This is a genomic window from Haloarcula sp. HT12, assembly GCF_055271655.1.
The window spans coordinates 275632-291957 of sequence record NZ_JBUXKW010000005.1 but is presented as its reverse complement, the minus strand read 5'-3'; the positions used below and the strand labels follow the sequence as shown (position 1 = coordinate 291957).

Below are 16326 nucleotides of genomic sequence, written 5' to 3'. Positions count from 1 at the left end.
ATTCAGCGGTAGCAATCGACAAACGCTTTGTGGTATCTTTTACGTTGCTCGGGGTTGAAACGCCGATTGTGTCCGAGACGCGTGACCCGGTCGAACTCGGCGTCGAACTGCTCGCCCATCTGGAACACGGGGAGCTGTCCGTCGCCGACGCCCTCGACCGTATCGAGACGGTGACGACCAATCCCCAGGTCCAGCGTGAGATACTCGACACCGCAGTGATGCGCGGCCTCATCGAACGCGAGAACGGCGTCGTCCGCCCGCGGTCACAGGGGTCGTACGTGAACTTCGACAGCGATGTGGTCGTCCGTGAGGGCGAGTTCTCGTGTCAGCGCTGTGGAGCGGCTATCAGCACGGGTCATTTTGTCCAGTTCGATGATGGCGAACTGGGACCGTTCGGGTCGACGTGTATTCGGAAAGTGTTAGGGCGGGAATAGCGAGGGGCGCGACCGCAGGGAGCGGCCCTCGATTATGCGAGCGGTGAACGACGTGAGCCGCGAGCAGCGAGACCGTGGCCGCGACAGAGGCCACGGCCTCGGTTAGGCGAACGGCGACGTACGGAGCCGTGTGCAGCCAAAGTATCGTAGCGGCACTAATAAGCCAGAAACAGCAGTCTCAGCGGCCCTGACGGAGTTCCTTGATGAGCTGTTTGATGGTGCGCTCTTGCTTCTGGAGCTGTTCGTTCTGGGCTTCGACGGCGGCGGTCAGTTCAGCGACCTGCGCTTCGAGTTTGGCGATATCGGGGTCGGCGGTGGTGTCCGGGTCGACCGAGTCGGTGTCTATGCCGGCTGTGTCGCTGGATTGGGTCCCCGCTCGTGCTTCGGCGGTGGTCCCCTGCTCGCTGGTCGATGCGGTCGTGGCCTGCGTGCTGGCGCTCGCGGATTCGGCTTCGGATCCGTCACCGGCCTCCTCGTCGTTGCTCACAAGCGGGTCGATACCGGATTCGAGACCGAGGCCGTTGCCGGCGTCACTAGCACTCTCCTCGGGGTCGGCCCCGACCTTGGCGTTGAGTTCAGCCAGCGAACCGACTTCGTGGTACGCGAACAGGGCCTCTTCGAGTGTCTTCCGGACCATCGGTGCCTGCTCGGACGGCGCTTTGATGCGCTCCGGGCGTTCATTGAACGAGAGCACGACAGCCGTCGCGACACTGCCCTCCTCGAACTCCAGGCCGGTCACGTCGTCGAAGGAGAACGCCTCGTAGTCGGCGTCCCAGGTGACGTTGCCGATGTGTTTGAGCAGTTGGCGGTCGGTAACGACCAGCGTGAGTTCGCTGAACCGGAACACGCCGGCGATAGTCTCGTCGGCCTCGATGCCGCCGGAGACGGTGAGCTTGCCTTCGAGCAGCCGTTCGAGGACGGCGTCGCCGCGGCTGCCAGGGACGGACAGTTCGAGCTTCTCACTGGTGTAGACGAGCGAGAACTTGGTCTTGCGCCGGCCTTCCGAGACGGTGAGCCGTTCGAAGTCGTGTGGATAGCTGGCGACCTTCTCGTCGCTGAGAAGGCCCTCGCCGCGGTAGACGAGCGTCCGGGTGGGTGTGAAACAGGCCGCGTCTTCGTCGCCGAGGTTGACACCGCCCCGGATCTCCTCGTCCCCGAGTTCCTGCTGGACGAGGTCTGGTATCTCCATACTGCCTGCATACCTGCGTGGTGGCTTAAATCCGCGGGTCGATTATCAGCGCCGACTAGAGGCGCACAGCGTGGGACTGCACCACAGTCCCGGCGGAGATGAGAACCTTCAAGACGGCTAACGGCCAACGGCTGAATGCACCCGCGCCCGGGTGGCTTAGCTGGACATAGCGCCGCACTCATAGGGTCTCTCGACTCATGCGGTAGTACACCCGTCATGACCCCGGGGCGCTCGTCACGCCCCAGACCTGGGCCATGCGGAGATCGAGGGTTCGGAGCCCTCCCCGGGCATTTTCCGGATCACACCGACCAGCAGCCAGCAGTATCACCGGCCCGTGTCCGGCAAACAGCACGCGACCAGCCAGAAGAAGGGCACGTTGAACGAGCGGAGCGCGTCTTCGCCGTGTCGCTCCCGAACACGGTCGCGGTTGTCAACGACTGTTCAGAGGATCAAACAATAGTTCCACGGGAGAGAGATCGCAGGCAGTTAGTCCGACGTGAGGCCGCCGCCGGGGAACTGCTGAAACACGGCTTCGAAGTCATCGATCTCCGCGGCGATGGCGTCGGCGCTTTCGCGGAGTTCTTCGAACTGCTCGCTGACGGTCTGGTACTCGTCGCTGGCTTCGAGTTGCGAGGTGTTCTTCTGGGTTTCCAGGGCCGCCTTCTTTGATGCCACCGCGAAGTACTCCTGAACCTGGTCGTCGTACGTGGTCCGGAGGAGCATCTCCGAGACGGTGTCGAGGAGGTCTTCGCGGCTGACCGGCTTTGTCAGGTACTCGTCGAAGGGCATCTCGACGATGTCGAAATCCGGATCGACGGCCGTCACCATCACTACTGCCGGATCGATGCCCTGATCGGCGATTGAATCGAGGACCTCGTCGCCGCTCATGTCGGGCATCTGGCGGTCCAGAAAGACGACGTCGACGGACTCGTCGACCAACTGGAGCGCCTCCGGACCGCTGTGTGCGGTCCGAACGTCGTGCGCGGCCAGCAGCCACGTCGAATACAGGTCCGCGATATCTCGCTCATCGTCGACTACGAGAACCGTTGCCTCCTCCGGCTCGACGCGCTTTTGCATTTATTGTCCCTCCTGTCGGCACACGTACTGCTCTCATGGCGAATTTTCGAAACACCAATATAAATCTAGCCAGTGGATTATCGACTCTGAGAACGCCATAGTTGGATAGTTGACTGCTCCACTGTGCGTACGGCCTGTCACTATCCAGTGACTCATCCCAGAGATGTTAACACAGCGGCGACCCTACACTGTGTGTATGGTGACCGTCTCCGGACCGTGGACGCGCGAGGAGATGGAACAGTTTCTCGACGCCGAAACTGTGCCGCTCCGTCTCGGGTGCCGAACGCCCGCAGACAAGCCCTGGATGCTCTCGCTGTGGTACCGGTTCGTAGACGGTGCCTTCGAGTGCGCGACTGGGGCGGACGCGGCAGTTGTCGATTACCTCGATCACGACCCCACCGTCTCGTTCGAAGTCTCGACGAACGAGCCGCCGTACCGCGGCGTCAGAGGCAACGGGACAGCCACGATGACGGCGGACGACGACAAGACAGTGCTCACCGAGTTGTTGCACCGCTACCTCGGCGGGACCGACTCGCCGCTAGCCGACCGACTGCTCGCACCCGACCGCCGCGAGATACAGATCACCATCACGCCCGACCGTCTCTACACCTGGGACTACAGCAACCGGATGTAACAGCCTGCACCAATGGGACCCACAGACTCAGCCATGGACACCGACCCGACAGATATCAAATCACTCGCGATAAGCGCGACCGATCTCGTCTCAGCCGTCGAAGCGACTGCGGACGGATCAGAGACCGTGTTACGCGTCACGCCGCCGTTCAGCGGCCGGATGCGGGCCCGGCTTCACGTCGTCCAGCCCGATGACGCCGACGATGCAACGATTCATATCGAACCCGATTCGCTACTGACCGCGGACGCACCGCCGTACCCGACGCCCGACGACACCGCCGACGAACTCCGAGCCGCGGACGACGAGACGTACTCGGTGGACCGCCATCGGACCTACCACGAGCAACGGCTCGCCGAGTGGCGGGAGTCGCTTCCGGACCACGTCGTCGATAGCACGACACTAACCGAGACAGAACACGACGTAACCGTGTCACTACTCGGCCCGTAGACGCTTTGGTGCGACTGACAGAATAGTCACCGAGAACAGAAGTGAGACAACATCTCACGCTACAGCTGCATCGTCGATGAAACGTCTAAACGCTGCTTAGCCGGTAGTAAAATGAACGAGTAGAGAGCTGCTGTGCGTGAAACGAAGCGAAACGGGCAGAAACCTCTACAGGTTATAAGATATCTCCAGTAGAAGCCGTGGGTAGGTCCCCTCTATGTCAAGTTCGTCCGCATACGAATTACTCGCCCAGTTCGATGAGTCCTTACCGGAGTTCGACGAATCACTTGTCCCCGCCGTTCGAGGCATCGCGTTCTGGACAGCAATCGCGCTCCCGTTTCTGTATCTCCCCCTACTGATTACTGGCCTGAACTCCGGGGCGACGCGGGTCGCGTTCGTGGCGCTCGTCGTCTGTAACGCCGTGGCACTATTCATCGGCCACTCACACAGAGGCGACGACTGAGAGGGAACTCCAGCCCGTTCGGATTGTGGGCCTCCATTTCCGTTGGCGCTGTGACCATACCTTCATCCACCCGCCAGTCGTTCGTGTGTGTATGTCACGGACGGCAGTCATCGCAGGTGTCGGCCCCGGTCTCGGCGAATCGCTTGCCAGAACGTTCATCGGTGAAGGCTGTCGGGTCGGGCTGTTCGCCCGGTCGTCGTCGTATCTGGAGTCACTATCGGCGGAGCTCGGCGACGATGCGCTTGCAGTACAGACTGATATTACCAGTCCGGAACAAGTAACGGCAGGCTTCGAGCGGGTTCGGGACGAGTTCGGCCCCGTCGACGTGCTCGTGAACCACGCAAGCGGCGGTGCATGGAAGGGGACACGGGATATCACACACGAGGAGTTCCAGCACGCGCTCGCCGTCGGCCCGATGGGCGGGCTGGCCTGTTCACAGGAGGCCATCGACGATATGCTGGCCGGCGACGGCGGGACGATCATCTTCACCGGTGCGACATCCGCCGTCCGGGGCCGCGACGGGGCAATCGGATTCAGCGCCGCCAAGTTCGCCGTCCGGGGACTGGCCGAATCGATGGCGCGGGAACTCGGTCCCGACGGCATCCACGTCGCCCACGTCGTCATCGACGGACAGATTCTCCCGCCGAACGCCGCGGACACGGCCGACCGCGACGCGCAGTCGTATCTCGACCCCGACGAGATCGCCCGGTCATATTGGCATCTCGTCGAACAGGACCGCTCGGCGTGGACGCTGGAACTCGACCTCCGGCCCCACGTCGAGGCGTTCTGAGCGCCTCGGCTCCGATGCCGGTTACTCTTCGAGGAGGTCGACCCATTCCCTGAGCGGCCCCCGAACGCCGTCGACTGAGATCGTCACGTCGCCGTCGAACCGCCACGTCGCCTGTGGGGAATCCGAACCGAACCGCACCGGAACGGAGACCGACATGTCGTCGGCCGTGAGGTGGAACGCCTCGTCGCGGTCGACTGTCTCGTCGAGCAGCCGTTCGACGGCCAGGCGGAGCTGTTCCGGGTCCGGATCCGGGAGGTCCGTGGATTGACTCATACTTGTGTCTTGGAACCGAAGGTACCTCCGTGTTACGTCGGACACGCCGCGTTGACCCCGTCATTTAGGGGTGTGTAGTCCACAGACAGGTTCGATGGAGCTGGAAACGCCGTACGCTCTCGGAGGGACCTACTACGTCGAGACGGTGTCCGTGGGGAAACTGACGGACGACGAGACGGTGCGCGATTGCGTGGTCTGTGGCGGCCACGTGTACGCCGACGACTGGCACCTCGTCGTCGGAGTGTTGGACACGGACGGCGAACGACAGCGCCACCACCACTGTAGCGACCGCTGCCTGACAGACTGGCTCCGGCTGATGACGGCCGGCTGACCGGCGGCGAGTCCGCGGAGTCTTGACGATGGAACCCGTCGGGGAAGTATGGACGAGCGTACGGGCGTGTTCAGGGTCTATCGCGTCGTCGACGCGGTCCCGCACATCAATCTGTTCGACACCGACGCGACGCGGCTCTACACCGTCTACCAGTCCGGCTACGGCGAGCGACAGCCAGCAGTCGACGACCTCCGAACGGGCGATCTCGTCGAGGCGACGCTGGGCGGTGACCCCGATGACTCGGAGGAGGCCTGGTCGCTGCTTTCGTTCGAGCGCCGCGACTGTGTCACGATGGACTTTGCCGTGGATGCCGCGGTTCCCGACGTAGCGGCGGACCTCTGGGAACCGGGGTTAGAACGCCCGGCGAGCACCGTGCTCGAAGAAGACGGCGAACCGGTCGCGGAGTGTTTCGTGCAACCGCGTGCGCCGCTGCCCGGCGGCGCGTTCGTCCCGAGCGTGCTCACCGGCCTCGTGCCGATGGAATCACTGCTGACCGAACTCCCCGGTATCGGCGAACCGCCGACGGACGCGCTCTTCATCGACCCCGACGCGCCCGATGCCGACACGTACTCCCGCCCCTACGGCGTCGCCGTGTTGTTCACCGCCAGCGCTGAGGAGTTACGTACCGAGTTCCGGGACCGATATGCGCTCCCCGCCGACGCCGACAACAGACCGGAATACGATCCGTACGGGCTGTGAGTCGTCGGTGGGCGGTCGGACAGCGAGAAACCGCTACATCGTGATGACGAGCGGCACCGGAACGAAACAGAGCATCCCCAGAACGAACGTCACCAGGCCGATAGCCCAGCGGCCCGGCCCCAGCGGCGACTCGTCCAGCGGCGTCGCCGAGCCGAGCCGACCGAACACCAGCGCCAGGATACCCCAGAACGCCCACAGTCCGGCCGCGCGGCCCCCCTCGAAGACGACGAGGTAGCCCGCGAGGCCGAACAGGGCGACGGGGACGGCTAGCTGGACCAGCGACAGGCGGTCGCCGAACAGCGACCGGGCGACGTGTGCGCCGTCGAGCTGTCCGACCGGCAGGAGGTTCAGGAAGGTCACGAACGCGCCCACCCAGCCGCCGATGACCACCGGGTTCGGGAGGAGGCGGGGGTTCGCGTACTCCAGTTGTTCACCCATCGCTGCGGCGATGCCCTGTAGCAACAGCGGGTAGCCGAGTTCGATGTTCGTGACAATGCCGCGGGTCACCTCCACCGGCGGGAGCGTCACGCCGATGGCGGTCACGACGACGGTCGCGACGAGGCCCGCCAGCGGCCCGGCGACGCCGATATCGAACAGCGCCTTGCGGTCGGGGATATGGTCGTTCATGCTGATGACCGCGCCCAGCGTCCCGAGCACGTTCGGGAACGGGAGGAAGTACGGCAGGCTCGCCTCCACCTCGTGGTAGCGGCTCATGACGTAGTGGCCGAACTCGTGGACGGCGAGGATGCCCAGCGCCGCCGCGGCGAAGGGCCACGCCTTGAGCATGGCTGTCGGGTCTTCGAGGACCGACAGCCCGTACCAGCGGGTCCCGGCGTACAGCGTCGACACCAGCGTCAGGACGGCGAGCCCGACGTTCAGCCACGGGATCCCGTCGACGCCGAGCGACCGCTCCCGCGCGATCAGCACCCACTCGCCCATCTCTCGCTTGAGCGCCACGCGGTACCCGCGCTGGCGGAACGCCGGCGCGATGCGGTGGATGACCTGTTCGGACTCGGTCATTGGCTCGCCGTAATACCGGACGCCGTCTTCGGCGGTCCTGTCGATCTCGTACACGTGGAACGTGTCAGCGAGCGCTTCCGGGTCCGGTAGCTCCGGCGGCGAGGACTGGGTCGCCATTACTTACGTTTAGGGTTCGATGCGTTTGAACCTGTTTGCTGGCCCACTGCGTGTACGGTGAGCCGTAGTCACGGCTGACTCGGTCAGTCCGCGACAGCCTCGTCTGACCCGGTCGCGGCGCTGGGGTCCTGAATCCAGAGGTCGCCGAAAAGGTCGTCCTGCTGGAGCCGGACCTGGCCGCGGTGGGCGAGAAAGAGCAGCCCGAGGAACGTCTCGACGCGGGTCCCGCCAGCCGTGTCGACCTCGCGGTACAGCACCTCCTCGCGGCCCTGGTCGTACTGCTCGCGGACGGCGTCGTGGACGTCGGCGATGATGTCGTCGATGTTCTCGGCGTGGGCCGTCCCGGTCACGTCGGCCGCCGACGGCTCCTCGTCCAGGCGCATGTCGTCGGCCCCGCGGTAGTCCAGCTCCTGCGTCCCGCGGTCGTACCCGCTCGGAGAGTCGCTGGTGTCGTACTCGCGGGACTCCTTCCACCACGATTCGCGCTCGGCGTCGCGGAGGTCCCGGACGAGTTCGTCCAGCGTCTGTGGCATTCCGCGGGCACGGCGGCGTTCGAGCCGCCGGTCCATCTCCGACTCCAGCGCGGCGAAGGGGTCCGGCTCCTCGATGGGCGCGTCCTCGTGCATCGCCTGTTCCCACGGCTCGACGGGGTCCTCCTCGTCGTCATCCTCGCCGAGCATCGCGTCGCTTTTCATCCGGATGAGGACGCTCGCGTAGAACAACGCCCGCCCCGACGTGCGCAGGTCCGCGTCGTCGATGCGCTGGAGGAACTTGTCGGTGACCCGCACCACGTCGATGTCCCAGGGGTCGATTTCACCGTCATCCGCCAGTTGGACCAGTACCTCGACCGGTTCGACGTCCTCCTCATCGCTGCCGTCGTCAGAGTCGTGCTCGGAACTGTCCTGCGCCGTATCGTCGTCTGCATCGGCGGACTCACCCAGCAGTGCCGCGGCGTCGCCCGATTCACCGGGCGGCTCGCGGTCCTCGTGGCCGGTGATGTTCAGGGGGATGTCATCCGCCTGATCTCCCGTGTCTTCATCGCCTCGCGGGTCACTACGTTCCCCGCTCGACTGTTCCGAGCCGCGTGGCGGCTCGCTAGTCATCGGCTGGCACCTCCTCGTCACCGTCGCCCTCGCCCGAGAGGTCGATACCGGTCACGGCGCTCACGTTGTCGCCCTGCATCATCACGCCAATGGCCCGCTCGGACCGTTCGAGCATGGCCGAGCGGTGCGAGACGACGACGAACTGGGCGTCGCCCGCGAGTTCATCGACCAGTTCGCCGACGAGGTCGGCGTTGGCCGCGTCGAGGAAGGCGTCCACCTCGTCAAGCGCGTAGAACGGCGCGGGGTTGTGCCGCTGGATGGCGAAGATGAACGCCAGCGCCGTCAGCGACTTCTCGCCGCCGGACATCGCGTTCAGCCGCTGGATCGGCTTGTCGCCTGGTTGGGCCTTCATCGTCAGCCCGCCCTCGAAGGGGTCGTCCTCGTCTTCGAGGTGGAGATGCCCGGTGCCGTTCGAGAGCCGCTCGAAGATGTTCTGGAACTGGTCGTTGATCTCCGTGAACGACTCCATGAACGTCTCCTTCTTGCGCGCCTCGTAGGTGTCGATGCGCTCGCGGATACCGTCGGCCTCTTCGACCAGCGTCGCCTTCTTGTCTTCGAGTTCCTGCAGGTCGTCGTCGACGCGGTCGTACTCCTCGATGGCGCGCATGTTGACCGGCTCTAACTTCTCCATCTCCGTCTCCAGTCGGCTGATTTCCCGCTCGACTGTGTCGTGGTCGGGCACGTCCTCCGGGTCGTAGTCGCCGACCTGCGCTTCGAGTTCGTCTATCTCCCACTCCAGGCGCTCCTCGGTTTCCTGTTCGGATTCGAGGTCCCGCTCGATCTCGGAGACGGCGGCCTGTTGCTCGTCGCGGGCCTCCTTCGCCTCCCCTAGGTCGTCTTTCAGAGCCTCGCGTTCGGACTTGAGCTCCGAAAGTTCCTCTTCCAAATCGGCGACAGCCTGCTCCTTCTCGGCCTGCAACTCCTCCTTTTCGGCAACCTTCGCTTCGAGGTCCTCGATGCGCTCCTCGTGTTCGGCCTTGCGGTTCTGTGCCGCTTCGATGTCGTCGTGGAGGTCCTCGATAGCGTCCTCGGCGTACTGCTTTTCGAGTTCGTACTCGTTGAGTTCGGCGTCGAGTTCGCTCTGGCGGTCCTCCAGCGCGTCGATGTCGTCCTTGATGGATTCGCGCTGGTCGGTCAGGTCGGGCAGTTCGGAGTCTTCGACCTCGGCTTCGAGGTCGTCGATATCACTCTGGAGCGCGTCGATTTCCTCGGTCTTTTCCTCGATGTCGGCCTCCAGCTCGTCCATCTGGTCGGCCACGTCTTCGCGTTCCGCGGCGATTTCTTCGAGATCGGCTTCCAACTGGTCGATGCGGTCACGCGTATCTTCCAGTGCGCTCTGCTTGCGCTCGATGCTCGTCTCGATGTCCCGAACCTGCTCGGTCGCGTCGGACTCGCGGTCGCGGGCGTCGTCGAGGCGCTCCTCCACGTCCCGGAGGTCCTCACGCACGTCCGCCCGCTCGTCTTCGAGTTCGTTGATGCGCGTGGCGACCCGTTCGAGCTTGCCAGCGCCGCCGGAGAAGGAGTATCGCGTGCCCGAGGAGGAACCGCCGGTCATCGCGCCGGACTTCTCGACGAGGTCGCCGTCGAGCGTGACCATCCGGTAGTTGCCCATTAGTTCGCGGGCGGTGTCCATGCTGTCGACGACGACGGTGTCACCGAGGACGTACGAGAAGATGCCCGCGTACTCGCGGTCGAAGTCCACGAGGTTGTACGCGAAGTCGATGACGCCGTCGGCGCTGGGCAGCGAGCCCAGCGAGCGGTTCTGCATCTGCGTGATCGGCAGGAACGTCGCCCGGCCGGCGCTGCGTGATTTGAGGTACTCGATGCAGCGCTGGCCGACGCTGTCGTCGTCGACGACGACGTGAGCGAGTCGCCCGCCGGCGGCCGTCTCACAGGCCGTGGCGTACTCGGGGTCGACCCCGCCCAGTTGCCCGACGGTGCCGTGGACGCCGTCCTGACCGGCGTTCAGAATCGCCGTCACCGCGCGGCCGTACGAGGAGTCGCCGTCCTCGCCGGCTTTCGCCTCTAGCTGGGCGTACTCCTGCTGTTTCGCGCTGATTTCGTCTTCTAACTCGTCTAAGTCCGACTGGAGTTCGCGCTTCTCGGCCCGCAGGTCGTCGACGACCTCGCCGATGGTCGCCTTGTTCTGCTCGGCCTTCTCCAGTTCCGTCTCTAAGTCCTCGATATCGGCTTCGAGGTCCGGAATCTCGGCCTCGGCGTCTTCGATGGCTTCGCGCTTCTCGTCCTCTGCGTTCGAGCGCCGCCGGGCCTCGTCGAGCAATCGGTCCTGCTCGCGCTGGAGGTCGTTCTTCTCGCTTTTGAGCGTCTCCAGCCGCGAGCGTTTCTCCTCCAGTTCGTCCTTGACCTCCTGGAACTCCTCGCCGACCTCGTCGATGCGCTGCTGGACTTCGGCGAGTTCGGACTCCTTCTCGGCGATGTCGGCCTTGACGTTGGATTTTGCGACCTTCGTCTCGCGGATGTCGCTTTCCAGGTCGTCGATGGTCTCCTGCTTACGGTCGATCTGGACGAACGCCTGCCGGCGCTCGTTCTCGGCCGCCTCGACGGTCTCCTCGGCGGACTCGATCTTGTCCTCCAGCCGGGAGATGTCGCCTTTGATCTCCTCGATCTCGCGTTTGATGGCGAGCTGTTCGTCCTCGCCCTTGCGCTCGATTTCCCCGTTGAGTTCGTGGAGTTCGTCCTCCAGTCGGATGACCGCGCCCTGGCGCTCGTCGAGTTCGGTCTGCAGTTCTTGGAGTTCCGCTTCCAGCTCGGCGATAGTTTCCTCGACGGCTGCCAGTTCCTCACGCTTGTCTTCGAGTTCGGCAGCTTTGCGGTACCCTTCGTACTCCTCTTTCTCGTCGCGGAGGTCCTGGTACTTGAGCGCCGTCTCGCGCTCGTCTTCGAGTTGGTCGAGTCGTTCCTGTTTCTCTTCGATACGGAGCTCGGCCTCGTCGATTCGCTCCTGGACGACTTCCAGTTCGTCGAAGGCGTCAGCCTTCTTCGCGTCGAACTGGGCGACGCCGGCGATTTCGTCGATGATCTCCCGGCGGGAGCCCGCGGTCATGTTGATGATCTCGGTCACGTCGCCCTGCATCACGACGTTGTACCCCTCCGGCGTCACGCCGGCCTGGGCGAGCAGGTCCTGGATGTCTGAGAGGTTGACCGAGCGGCCGTTGATGTAGTAGTAGGAGTAGTAGTTGTCCTCGGTCTCTTTGACCCGGCGTTTGATGGCGATCTCGTCAACGTCGCCCACGTCTTCCGTGCCGGCGGCGTTGACGACCTGTGACCGTGACAGCGTCCGGTCGTCGTTGGCCAGAATCACCTCGACGCTGGCCTGCCGTTCGCCGTCGTACTCGGCGTCTTCGTCGGCGTGACCGGGGTTGTAAATGAGGTCAGTCAGCTTCTCGGCGCGGATGCCCGAGGTGCGGGCGAGTCCGAGCGCGAACAGAATCGCGTCGATGATGTTGGACTTGCCCGAGCCGTTCGGGCCGCTGATAGTGGTAAAGTCTTCGTAGAACGGGATTCGGGTCTTACGCCCGAAGCTCTTGAAATTGTCGAGGACGAGCTCTTTGATATGCATGCGGTGGTGTGGCCGACAGCCCTACGCGACGATGATGTCGGACTCCGAGTCCTCTTCGGTCTCGGTCTCCGACGCGGCCTCGGCTTCCTCCCTGTTATCAACCTCGTCGGTATCCTCGGTGTTAGGTGTGTCGGCCTCTGCTGGGGTGGCGGCCGATTCCTCCGAGCCGGACTCGTCGGCGCTGAACCCGTTGTCCTCGTCGACGGTGGCTTCGAGTTCCCGGATACGGACCTTGCATTCGACGAGTTCGTCGGTCAGTCCCTCGACCGACGCTTCCAGTTCTCTGACGCGCGTTTCGAGTTCCTCGACTCGGTTGCCGCACATACCCGTTACCCAGCCATTCTGGACACTTATACCTACGTCAGACATTGGAAGTCCGATTGATACATCGCGTGGACCGCCAGGGAGAACGAAGCGCGGACCGCGCGGGACGGTCATGGCAAGTAGCGGTTCTGCAGGTACGTCGAAATTTCGTCGACGCGGTCGGCGTCGAAGGTCCAGCAGCCCCGCCACTCGCTCGGGCCGGTTCGCTCGGCGAGGAGGGCGCCTTTCATATCGGCCCCACAGTCCGTGTTGACGACGAACCAGGACTCCCGCAGTTCGTCACTCGGTTCGGTATGGGCAGTCGCGGCCCCGGGCAATTCGGAGTCATGGTTCGGGATGCCGTACAGGTGAACGTCGGTGTCACCGTCGGCCAGTCGGTCGTACACGCGCCGGGTCCCGTGCTCATCGTCAATACGGGAGAGGTACTGAAACCCGGCATGGAGTGTGTTACGTTCCGCTTGCCACCCGAGCGACTCGACGTAGCGGGAGAGTTCGATGAGCAGCATCTTCTGCTTGCCCGTCACCGTGAAGGGGACCTCATCGAGATGCCGCAGCACCGCCGGCGTATCCACTTCGTCGAGAGATCGGGTTCCAGTGACGTAAAGGTCAGAGTTGACGAGCAACACGGACGCACCGACCTCGCTGATCGACGATACAGCCAGCTCCGTGCCGTCCGCGTCCTCGACGACGACGGCGTTCTCCGGATTTTCTGCCGACGGCTCGCCCTCGCGAACCTCGACCGCCGGCGAATCCACCATCCGTCCGAGCATCCGCACCAGCGGTTCGGGTTCGTCGTCGTTGAACACCGTGAGCGTCTTCTGACGCACCGGAACCGTCTCAATGAACGCCGAGAGCGCCACACTGGCTCTCATTCGGTTATCCGTATTGAAACTGACGGGGCGTTATCGGGGCTGAATATCGGACTGGCCGGGCAAGTAGCCGCGGATGGGGTCGTTAGCCTTTAGCCACGCGCCACCGAACCCCGGACAATGACTGCGCAAGCGTCCGAGTCCCGCGAACTCGCGGCCGTTATCGGGCTGGAGGTCCACGTCCAGCTCGAGACGGAGACGAAGATCTTCTGTGGCTGTTCGACCGACGTGGCCGACGCCGAGCCCAACACACACACCTGTCCGGTGTGTCTCGGCCTACCCGGCGCGCTCCCGGTAGTCAACGAGGGCGCGGTCGAGGCCGCCGTGAAGGTCGGCAAGGCCATCGACGCCGACATCCCCGAGGAAACCACGTTCCACCGGAAGAACTACTACTACCCCGACCTCCCGAAGAACTTCCAGATCACCCAGTACGACTCGCCCATCTGCCAGGACGGGGAACTGGAATTCTCCGTCGAGAGCGAGCGTCGCAGCGTCGACATCCGCCGGGCGCACCTCGAAGAGGACCCCGGCTCGATCAAGCACGTCCGCGAAGGGTCCGGTCCGCTTGAGTCTCGGACCTGCTCCATCGAGCGCGCGGACTACACGCTCATCGACTACAACCGCGCCGGGACGCCGCTGATGGAGATCGTCACGGAGCCGGACTTCCGCGCGCCGGGCGAGGTCCGGTCGTTCCTCGAAAAGCTCGAAGAGGTGCTGGAATACCTGGGCGTGTTCGACGCGACGCGGGACGGCAGCCTCCGCATCGACGCGAACCTCTCGATGGTCGAGGCCAGCGAGGTGGACGACGACGGCGACATAGACGAGTCCGTACTCGAAGACGCCAACCGCACCGAGGTCAAGAACATCTCCAGCCACAAGGGCGCGGAGCAGGCCCTCTCCTTCGAGGCTTCCCGCCAGCGGAAGCTCATCCAGTCGGGTCGCGCCGTCGAGCAGGAGACGCGCCACTTCAACGAGACGCACGGCAACACGGTGTCGATGCGCTCGAAAGAAGAGGAGAAAGACTACCGCTACTTCCGGGAGGCCGACCTGCCGCCGCTGCGGGTCAGCCACTGGAAGGACGAGGTCCCGATTCCGGAACTGCCCGACGCCCGCCGCGAGCGGTTCGTCGCGGAGTACGGTCTCAGCGAGGAGGCCGCTTCGAAGCTCACGAGCACCAAGCAGGTCGCGGACTTCTTCGAGGACGTGGCCGAACGCTTCGACGCCGACCTGGCCGCGACGTGGGTCGCCGACAACCTGCTGGGCGAACTGAACTACCGCGATATGGAAATTACGGACATCGACGACCGCTTCGACGAGGTGTCCCGGCTCGTCGAACTCGTCGCCGAGGACGAGATCACGGCGAAAAACGCCCGCGAGACCGTGCTTCGTGAGATGCTCGACACTGGCGACGACCCCGACACCATCGTCGACCGCGAGGGGCTGGGCAAGACCTCCGGCGACGAGGTCCAGCAGGCCGTTGTGGACGCCATCGACGAGAACCCTGACGCCGTCGAGGACTACCACAGCGGCGAGGACGGCGCGCTCAACTTCCTGGTGGGACAGGTCATGCAAAAGACTGGCGGGAGCGCCGACCCCGGCGACGTGAACGGGTTGTTGCGTGAAGAGCTAAACTGACCGCGAACGACCGTTGGGAGCGAGCGACATTTTCGCCCACGTTTTTCGAGGCGTGGTTCGCAAGCGCAGCGAGCGAACCCAACGAGTAAAAAGGTGACAGCGAGACCGGCGGGAGCGCCGGCCCCGGCGACGTGAACGGACTGCTGCGCGAGGAACTGGAGAGCTAGAGGAGCGAGGGCGAGTCTGCTCCGCTGCCGTCGGCGCTACGGCCAGTCGTCCGGCAGTTCGTCAGCGTGGTTTTCGAGCAGTTCGAGCACGGGTTCGATCTCGTCGAACCGTTCGCCCCGTGACACTTCGTCGGCATCTCTGTCCCAGTCGATGTACGCTAAACTGGCCAGGCGTGGCAAGTCGTCGTGGCGGAGTTCGGTTTCAGTACTCCTGGCCTGAGCACTTCTGGGCAGAAAGTCCACAATAGGCCGTGGACTCCGTTGTTTCAACATGAATAGAATCATTCGACGGCGACGGGTAAACAACGCCTCAAACACCCGGTCCATCCCTGTGTCCCATATCACGTCCGGGATAGATGTTTCCATCCTGTAACAAGAGACATACTACTGATAATAAATGTCACGATACCGCCGCTTCCTTGCCGACTCGGTCCTGAATTCTACGGGAGTGGTTAACGCGAGAGGCCGTCCCACGCTACGTGCTACGAATCGGTCGACGCGTTCGACTCGACGTTCTCATGCCGTTCGTCCGGGATAATCGCGGGGTCTTTCCACAGTAGCGTCACAAAGATCGCAGCAGCGAGTGTTTCGAGCGTTTTGATAGCGGATTCGGTCGGTTCGGTGTTGAAATGATCCAGTATCAGCAGGACGGTACTCCCGCCGTGGTGTCCGCTGCCGCCCGAGGATGGCGCGGAGAACCCCTCGACGAGGAAGGCTCCGTGCCCGGTGGCGTGCCAGAACACCCAGCCGGCGATGGAGGCGATCATGAGGACAGTCCCGGCAATATAGGCGTTACGCAGGCCAATGACGCCCCGAGTGACGAGGTATGGCCCGGCGAGCAACAGCGCGGCGAAGCCGACAAACAGGAACGGACGCGGATCCGGCGGAAGCCCCTGACCTAACAGTCCGCTCATGGCCTGTGCGTAGATGATGCTTCGCGGGAGGCCCCACCAGAGGTGAAACGCCGCCGTCGCGAACACGAGCGCGGCAACGACGCCGCGGAGTATCTTTGTCGTCCGGCGGTCCATACTGACAGTCGGAGTGTCACCGGCAAGAGTGCGTCGAAGTGATACGTGCCGCCGGGACACGGGGCGGAACTGATATCAGAGTGGTAAAACTGGTACCGGAGTTGTAAGGGGCTACTTCCGCGCGAGCGCGAGCGGCCCCGCAAGCGCCC

At 63.9% G+C, this 16326-nt stretch carries 18 protein-coding genes and 1 tRNA gene; 9 read left to right on the top strand and 10 right to left on the bottom strand.

Translation table 11 applies throughout. From position 1 onward, the window contains the following. Positions 1–44 precede the first annotated feature (44 nt). On the top strand, positions 45–434 hold the full coding sequence (locus ACY9XZ_RS17875; protein WP_463458374.1) for a DUF5830 family protein: 390 nt from the start codon (positions 45–47) through the stop codon (positions 432–434). 178 nt (positions 435–612) lie between these two features. On the opposite strand, the gene ACY9XZ_RS17870 is transcribed toward ACY9XZ_RS17875, so the two are convergent. Continuing rightward, positions 613–1623: a DUF7115 domain-containing protein gene (locus ACY9XZ_RS17870; protein WP_463458373.1), complete on the bottom strand. Its 1011-nt coding sequence runs from the start codon at positions 1621–1623 to the stop codon at positions 613–615. 145 nt (positions 1624–1768) lie between these two features. Between ACY9XZ_RS17870 and ACY9XZ_RS17865 the strand changes: the two genes are divergently transcribed. Continuing rightward, positions 1769–1913 (top strand) — tRNA-Met (locus ACY9XZ_RS17865). A gap of 196 nt (positions 1914–2109) precedes the next feature. On the opposite strand, the gene ACY9XZ_RS17860 is transcribed toward ACY9XZ_RS17865, so the two are convergent. Next, positions 2110–2700, bottom strand: coding sequence for a HalX domain-containing protein (locus tag ACY9XZ_RS17860; protein WP_463458372.1), 591 nt, complete (start codon positions 2698–2700; stop codon positions 2110–2112). A gap of 196 nt (positions 2701–2896) precedes the next feature. On the opposite strand from ACY9XZ_RS17860, the gene ACY9XZ_RS17855 reads away from it, so the two are divergent. The 4 genes from ACY9XZ_RS17855 to ACY9XZ_RS17840 all read left to right on the top strand — a co-directional run bounded on the left by ACY9XZ_RS17855 (position 2897) and on the right by ACY9XZ_RS17840 (position 5031). Next, entirely contained in the window at positions 2897–3334 is a 438-nt protein-coding gene (locus ACY9XZ_RS17855) for a pyridoxamine 5'-phosphate oxidase family protein (protein ID WP_463458371.1), read from the top strand. A 12-nt stretch (positions 3335–3346) separates the two neighbouring features. After that, positions 3347–3781, top strand: a complete 435-nt coding sequence (locus tag ACY9XZ_RS17850; protein WP_463458370.1) for a hypothetical protein — start codon at positions 3347–3349, stop codon at positions 3779–3781. A gap of 214 nt (positions 3782–3995) precedes the next feature. Further along, positions 3996–4241: a hypothetical protein gene (locus tag ACY9XZ_RS17845; protein ID WP_463458369.1), complete on the top strand. Its 246-nt coding sequence runs from the start codon at positions 3996–3998 to the stop codon at positions 4239–4241. A 91-nt stretch (positions 4242–4332) separates the two neighbouring features. Further along, on the top strand, positions 4333–5031 hold the full coding sequence (locus tag ACY9XZ_RS17840; protein WP_463458368.1) for an SDR family NAD(P)-dependent oxidoreductase: 699 nt from the start codon (positions 4333–4335) through the stop codon (positions 5029–5031). A 21-nt stretch (positions 5032–5052) separates the two neighbouring features. Here the strand turns inward: ACY9XZ_RS17840 and ACY9XZ_RS17835 are convergent, their stop codons facing one another. Further along, a complete protein-coding gene (locus ACY9XZ_RS17835) occupies positions 5053–5304 on the bottom strand; it encodes a hypothetical protein (protein WP_463458367.1) in 252 nt (83 codons plus the stop codon). Between the two features lie 94 nt (positions 5305–5398). Between ACY9XZ_RS17835 and ACY9XZ_RS17830 the strand changes: the two genes are divergently transcribed. Both ACY9XZ_RS17830 and ACY9XZ_RS17825 read left to right on the top strand, forming a co-directional pair. Further along, positions 5399–5635: a DUF7576 family protein gene (locus tag ACY9XZ_RS17830; protein ID WP_463458366.1), complete on the top strand. Its 237-nt coding sequence runs from the start codon at positions 5399–5401 to the stop codon at positions 5633–5635. A 48-nt stretch (positions 5636–5683) separates the two neighbouring features. Beyond that, positions 5684–6334 carry a hypothetical protein gene (locus ACY9XZ_RS17825; RefSeq protein ID WP_463458365.1) on the top strand — a complete coding sequence of 217 codons (651 nt, stop codon included), beginning with the start codon at positions 5684–5686 and terminating at the stop codon, positions 6332–6334. A gap of 33 nt (positions 6335–6367) precedes the next feature. Here the strand turns inward: ACY9XZ_RS17825 and ACY9XZ_RS17820 are convergent, their stop codons facing one another. From ACY9XZ_RS17820 to ACY9XZ_RS17800, 5 genes are all read right to left on the bottom strand, one after another. Beyond that, entirely contained in the window at positions 6368–7471 is a 1104-nt protein-coding gene (locus tag ACY9XZ_RS17820; RefSeq protein ID WP_463458364.1) for a site-2 protease family protein, read from the bottom strand. Positions 7472–7554: 83 nt separating this feature from the next. Beyond that, entirely contained in the window at positions 7555–8574 is a 1020-nt protein-coding gene (locus tag ACY9XZ_RS17815; protein ID WP_463458363.1) for a segregation/condensation protein A, read from the bottom strand. Beyond that, positions 8567–12154, bottom strand: a complete 3588-nt coding sequence (gene smc, locus ACY9XZ_RS17810; protein ID WP_463458362.1) for a chromosome segregation protein SMC — start codon at positions 12152–12154, stop codon at positions 8567–8569. Before smc ends, ACY9XZ_RS17815 begins: the two co-directional genes overlap by 8 nt. Positions 12155–12175: 21 nt before the next feature. Next, entirely contained in the window at positions 12176–12478 is a 303-nt protein-coding gene (locus ACY9XZ_RS17805; RefSeq protein WP_463458361.1) for a DUF7518 family protein, read from the bottom strand. Between the two features lie 110 nt (positions 12479–12588). Further along, positions 12589–13338 (bottom strand): DICT sensory domain-containing protein, encoded by a 750-nt coding sequence (locus ACY9XZ_RS17800; protein ID WP_463458360.1) that lies wholly within the window; start codon positions 13336–13338, stop codon positions 12589–12591. 129 nt (positions 13339–13467) lie between these two features. Between ACY9XZ_RS17800 and gatB the strand changes: the two genes are divergently transcribed. Continuing rightward, on the top strand, positions 13468–14982 hold the full coding sequence (gene gatB / locus ACY9XZ_RS17795) for an Asp-tRNA(Asn)/Glu-tRNA(Gln) amidotransferase subunit GatB (protein WP_463458359.1): 1515 nt from the start codon (positions 13468–13470) through the stop codon (positions 14980–14982). 203 nt (positions 14983–15185) lie between these two features. Here the strand turns inward: gatB and ACY9XZ_RS17790 are convergent, their stop codons facing one another. Next, positions 15186–15392 (bottom strand): hypothetical protein, encoded by a 207-nt coding sequence (locus ACY9XZ_RS17790; RefSeq protein WP_463458358.1) that lies wholly within the window; start codon positions 15390–15392, stop codon positions 15186–15188. 239 nt (positions 15393–15631) lie between these two features. Further along, complete coding sequence (locus tag ACY9XZ_RS17785; protein ID WP_463458357.1) at positions 15632–16177, bottom strand: hypothetical protein; 546 nt, start codon at positions 16175–16177, stop codon at positions 15632–15634. Positions 16178–16326 lie beyond the last annotated feature (149 nt).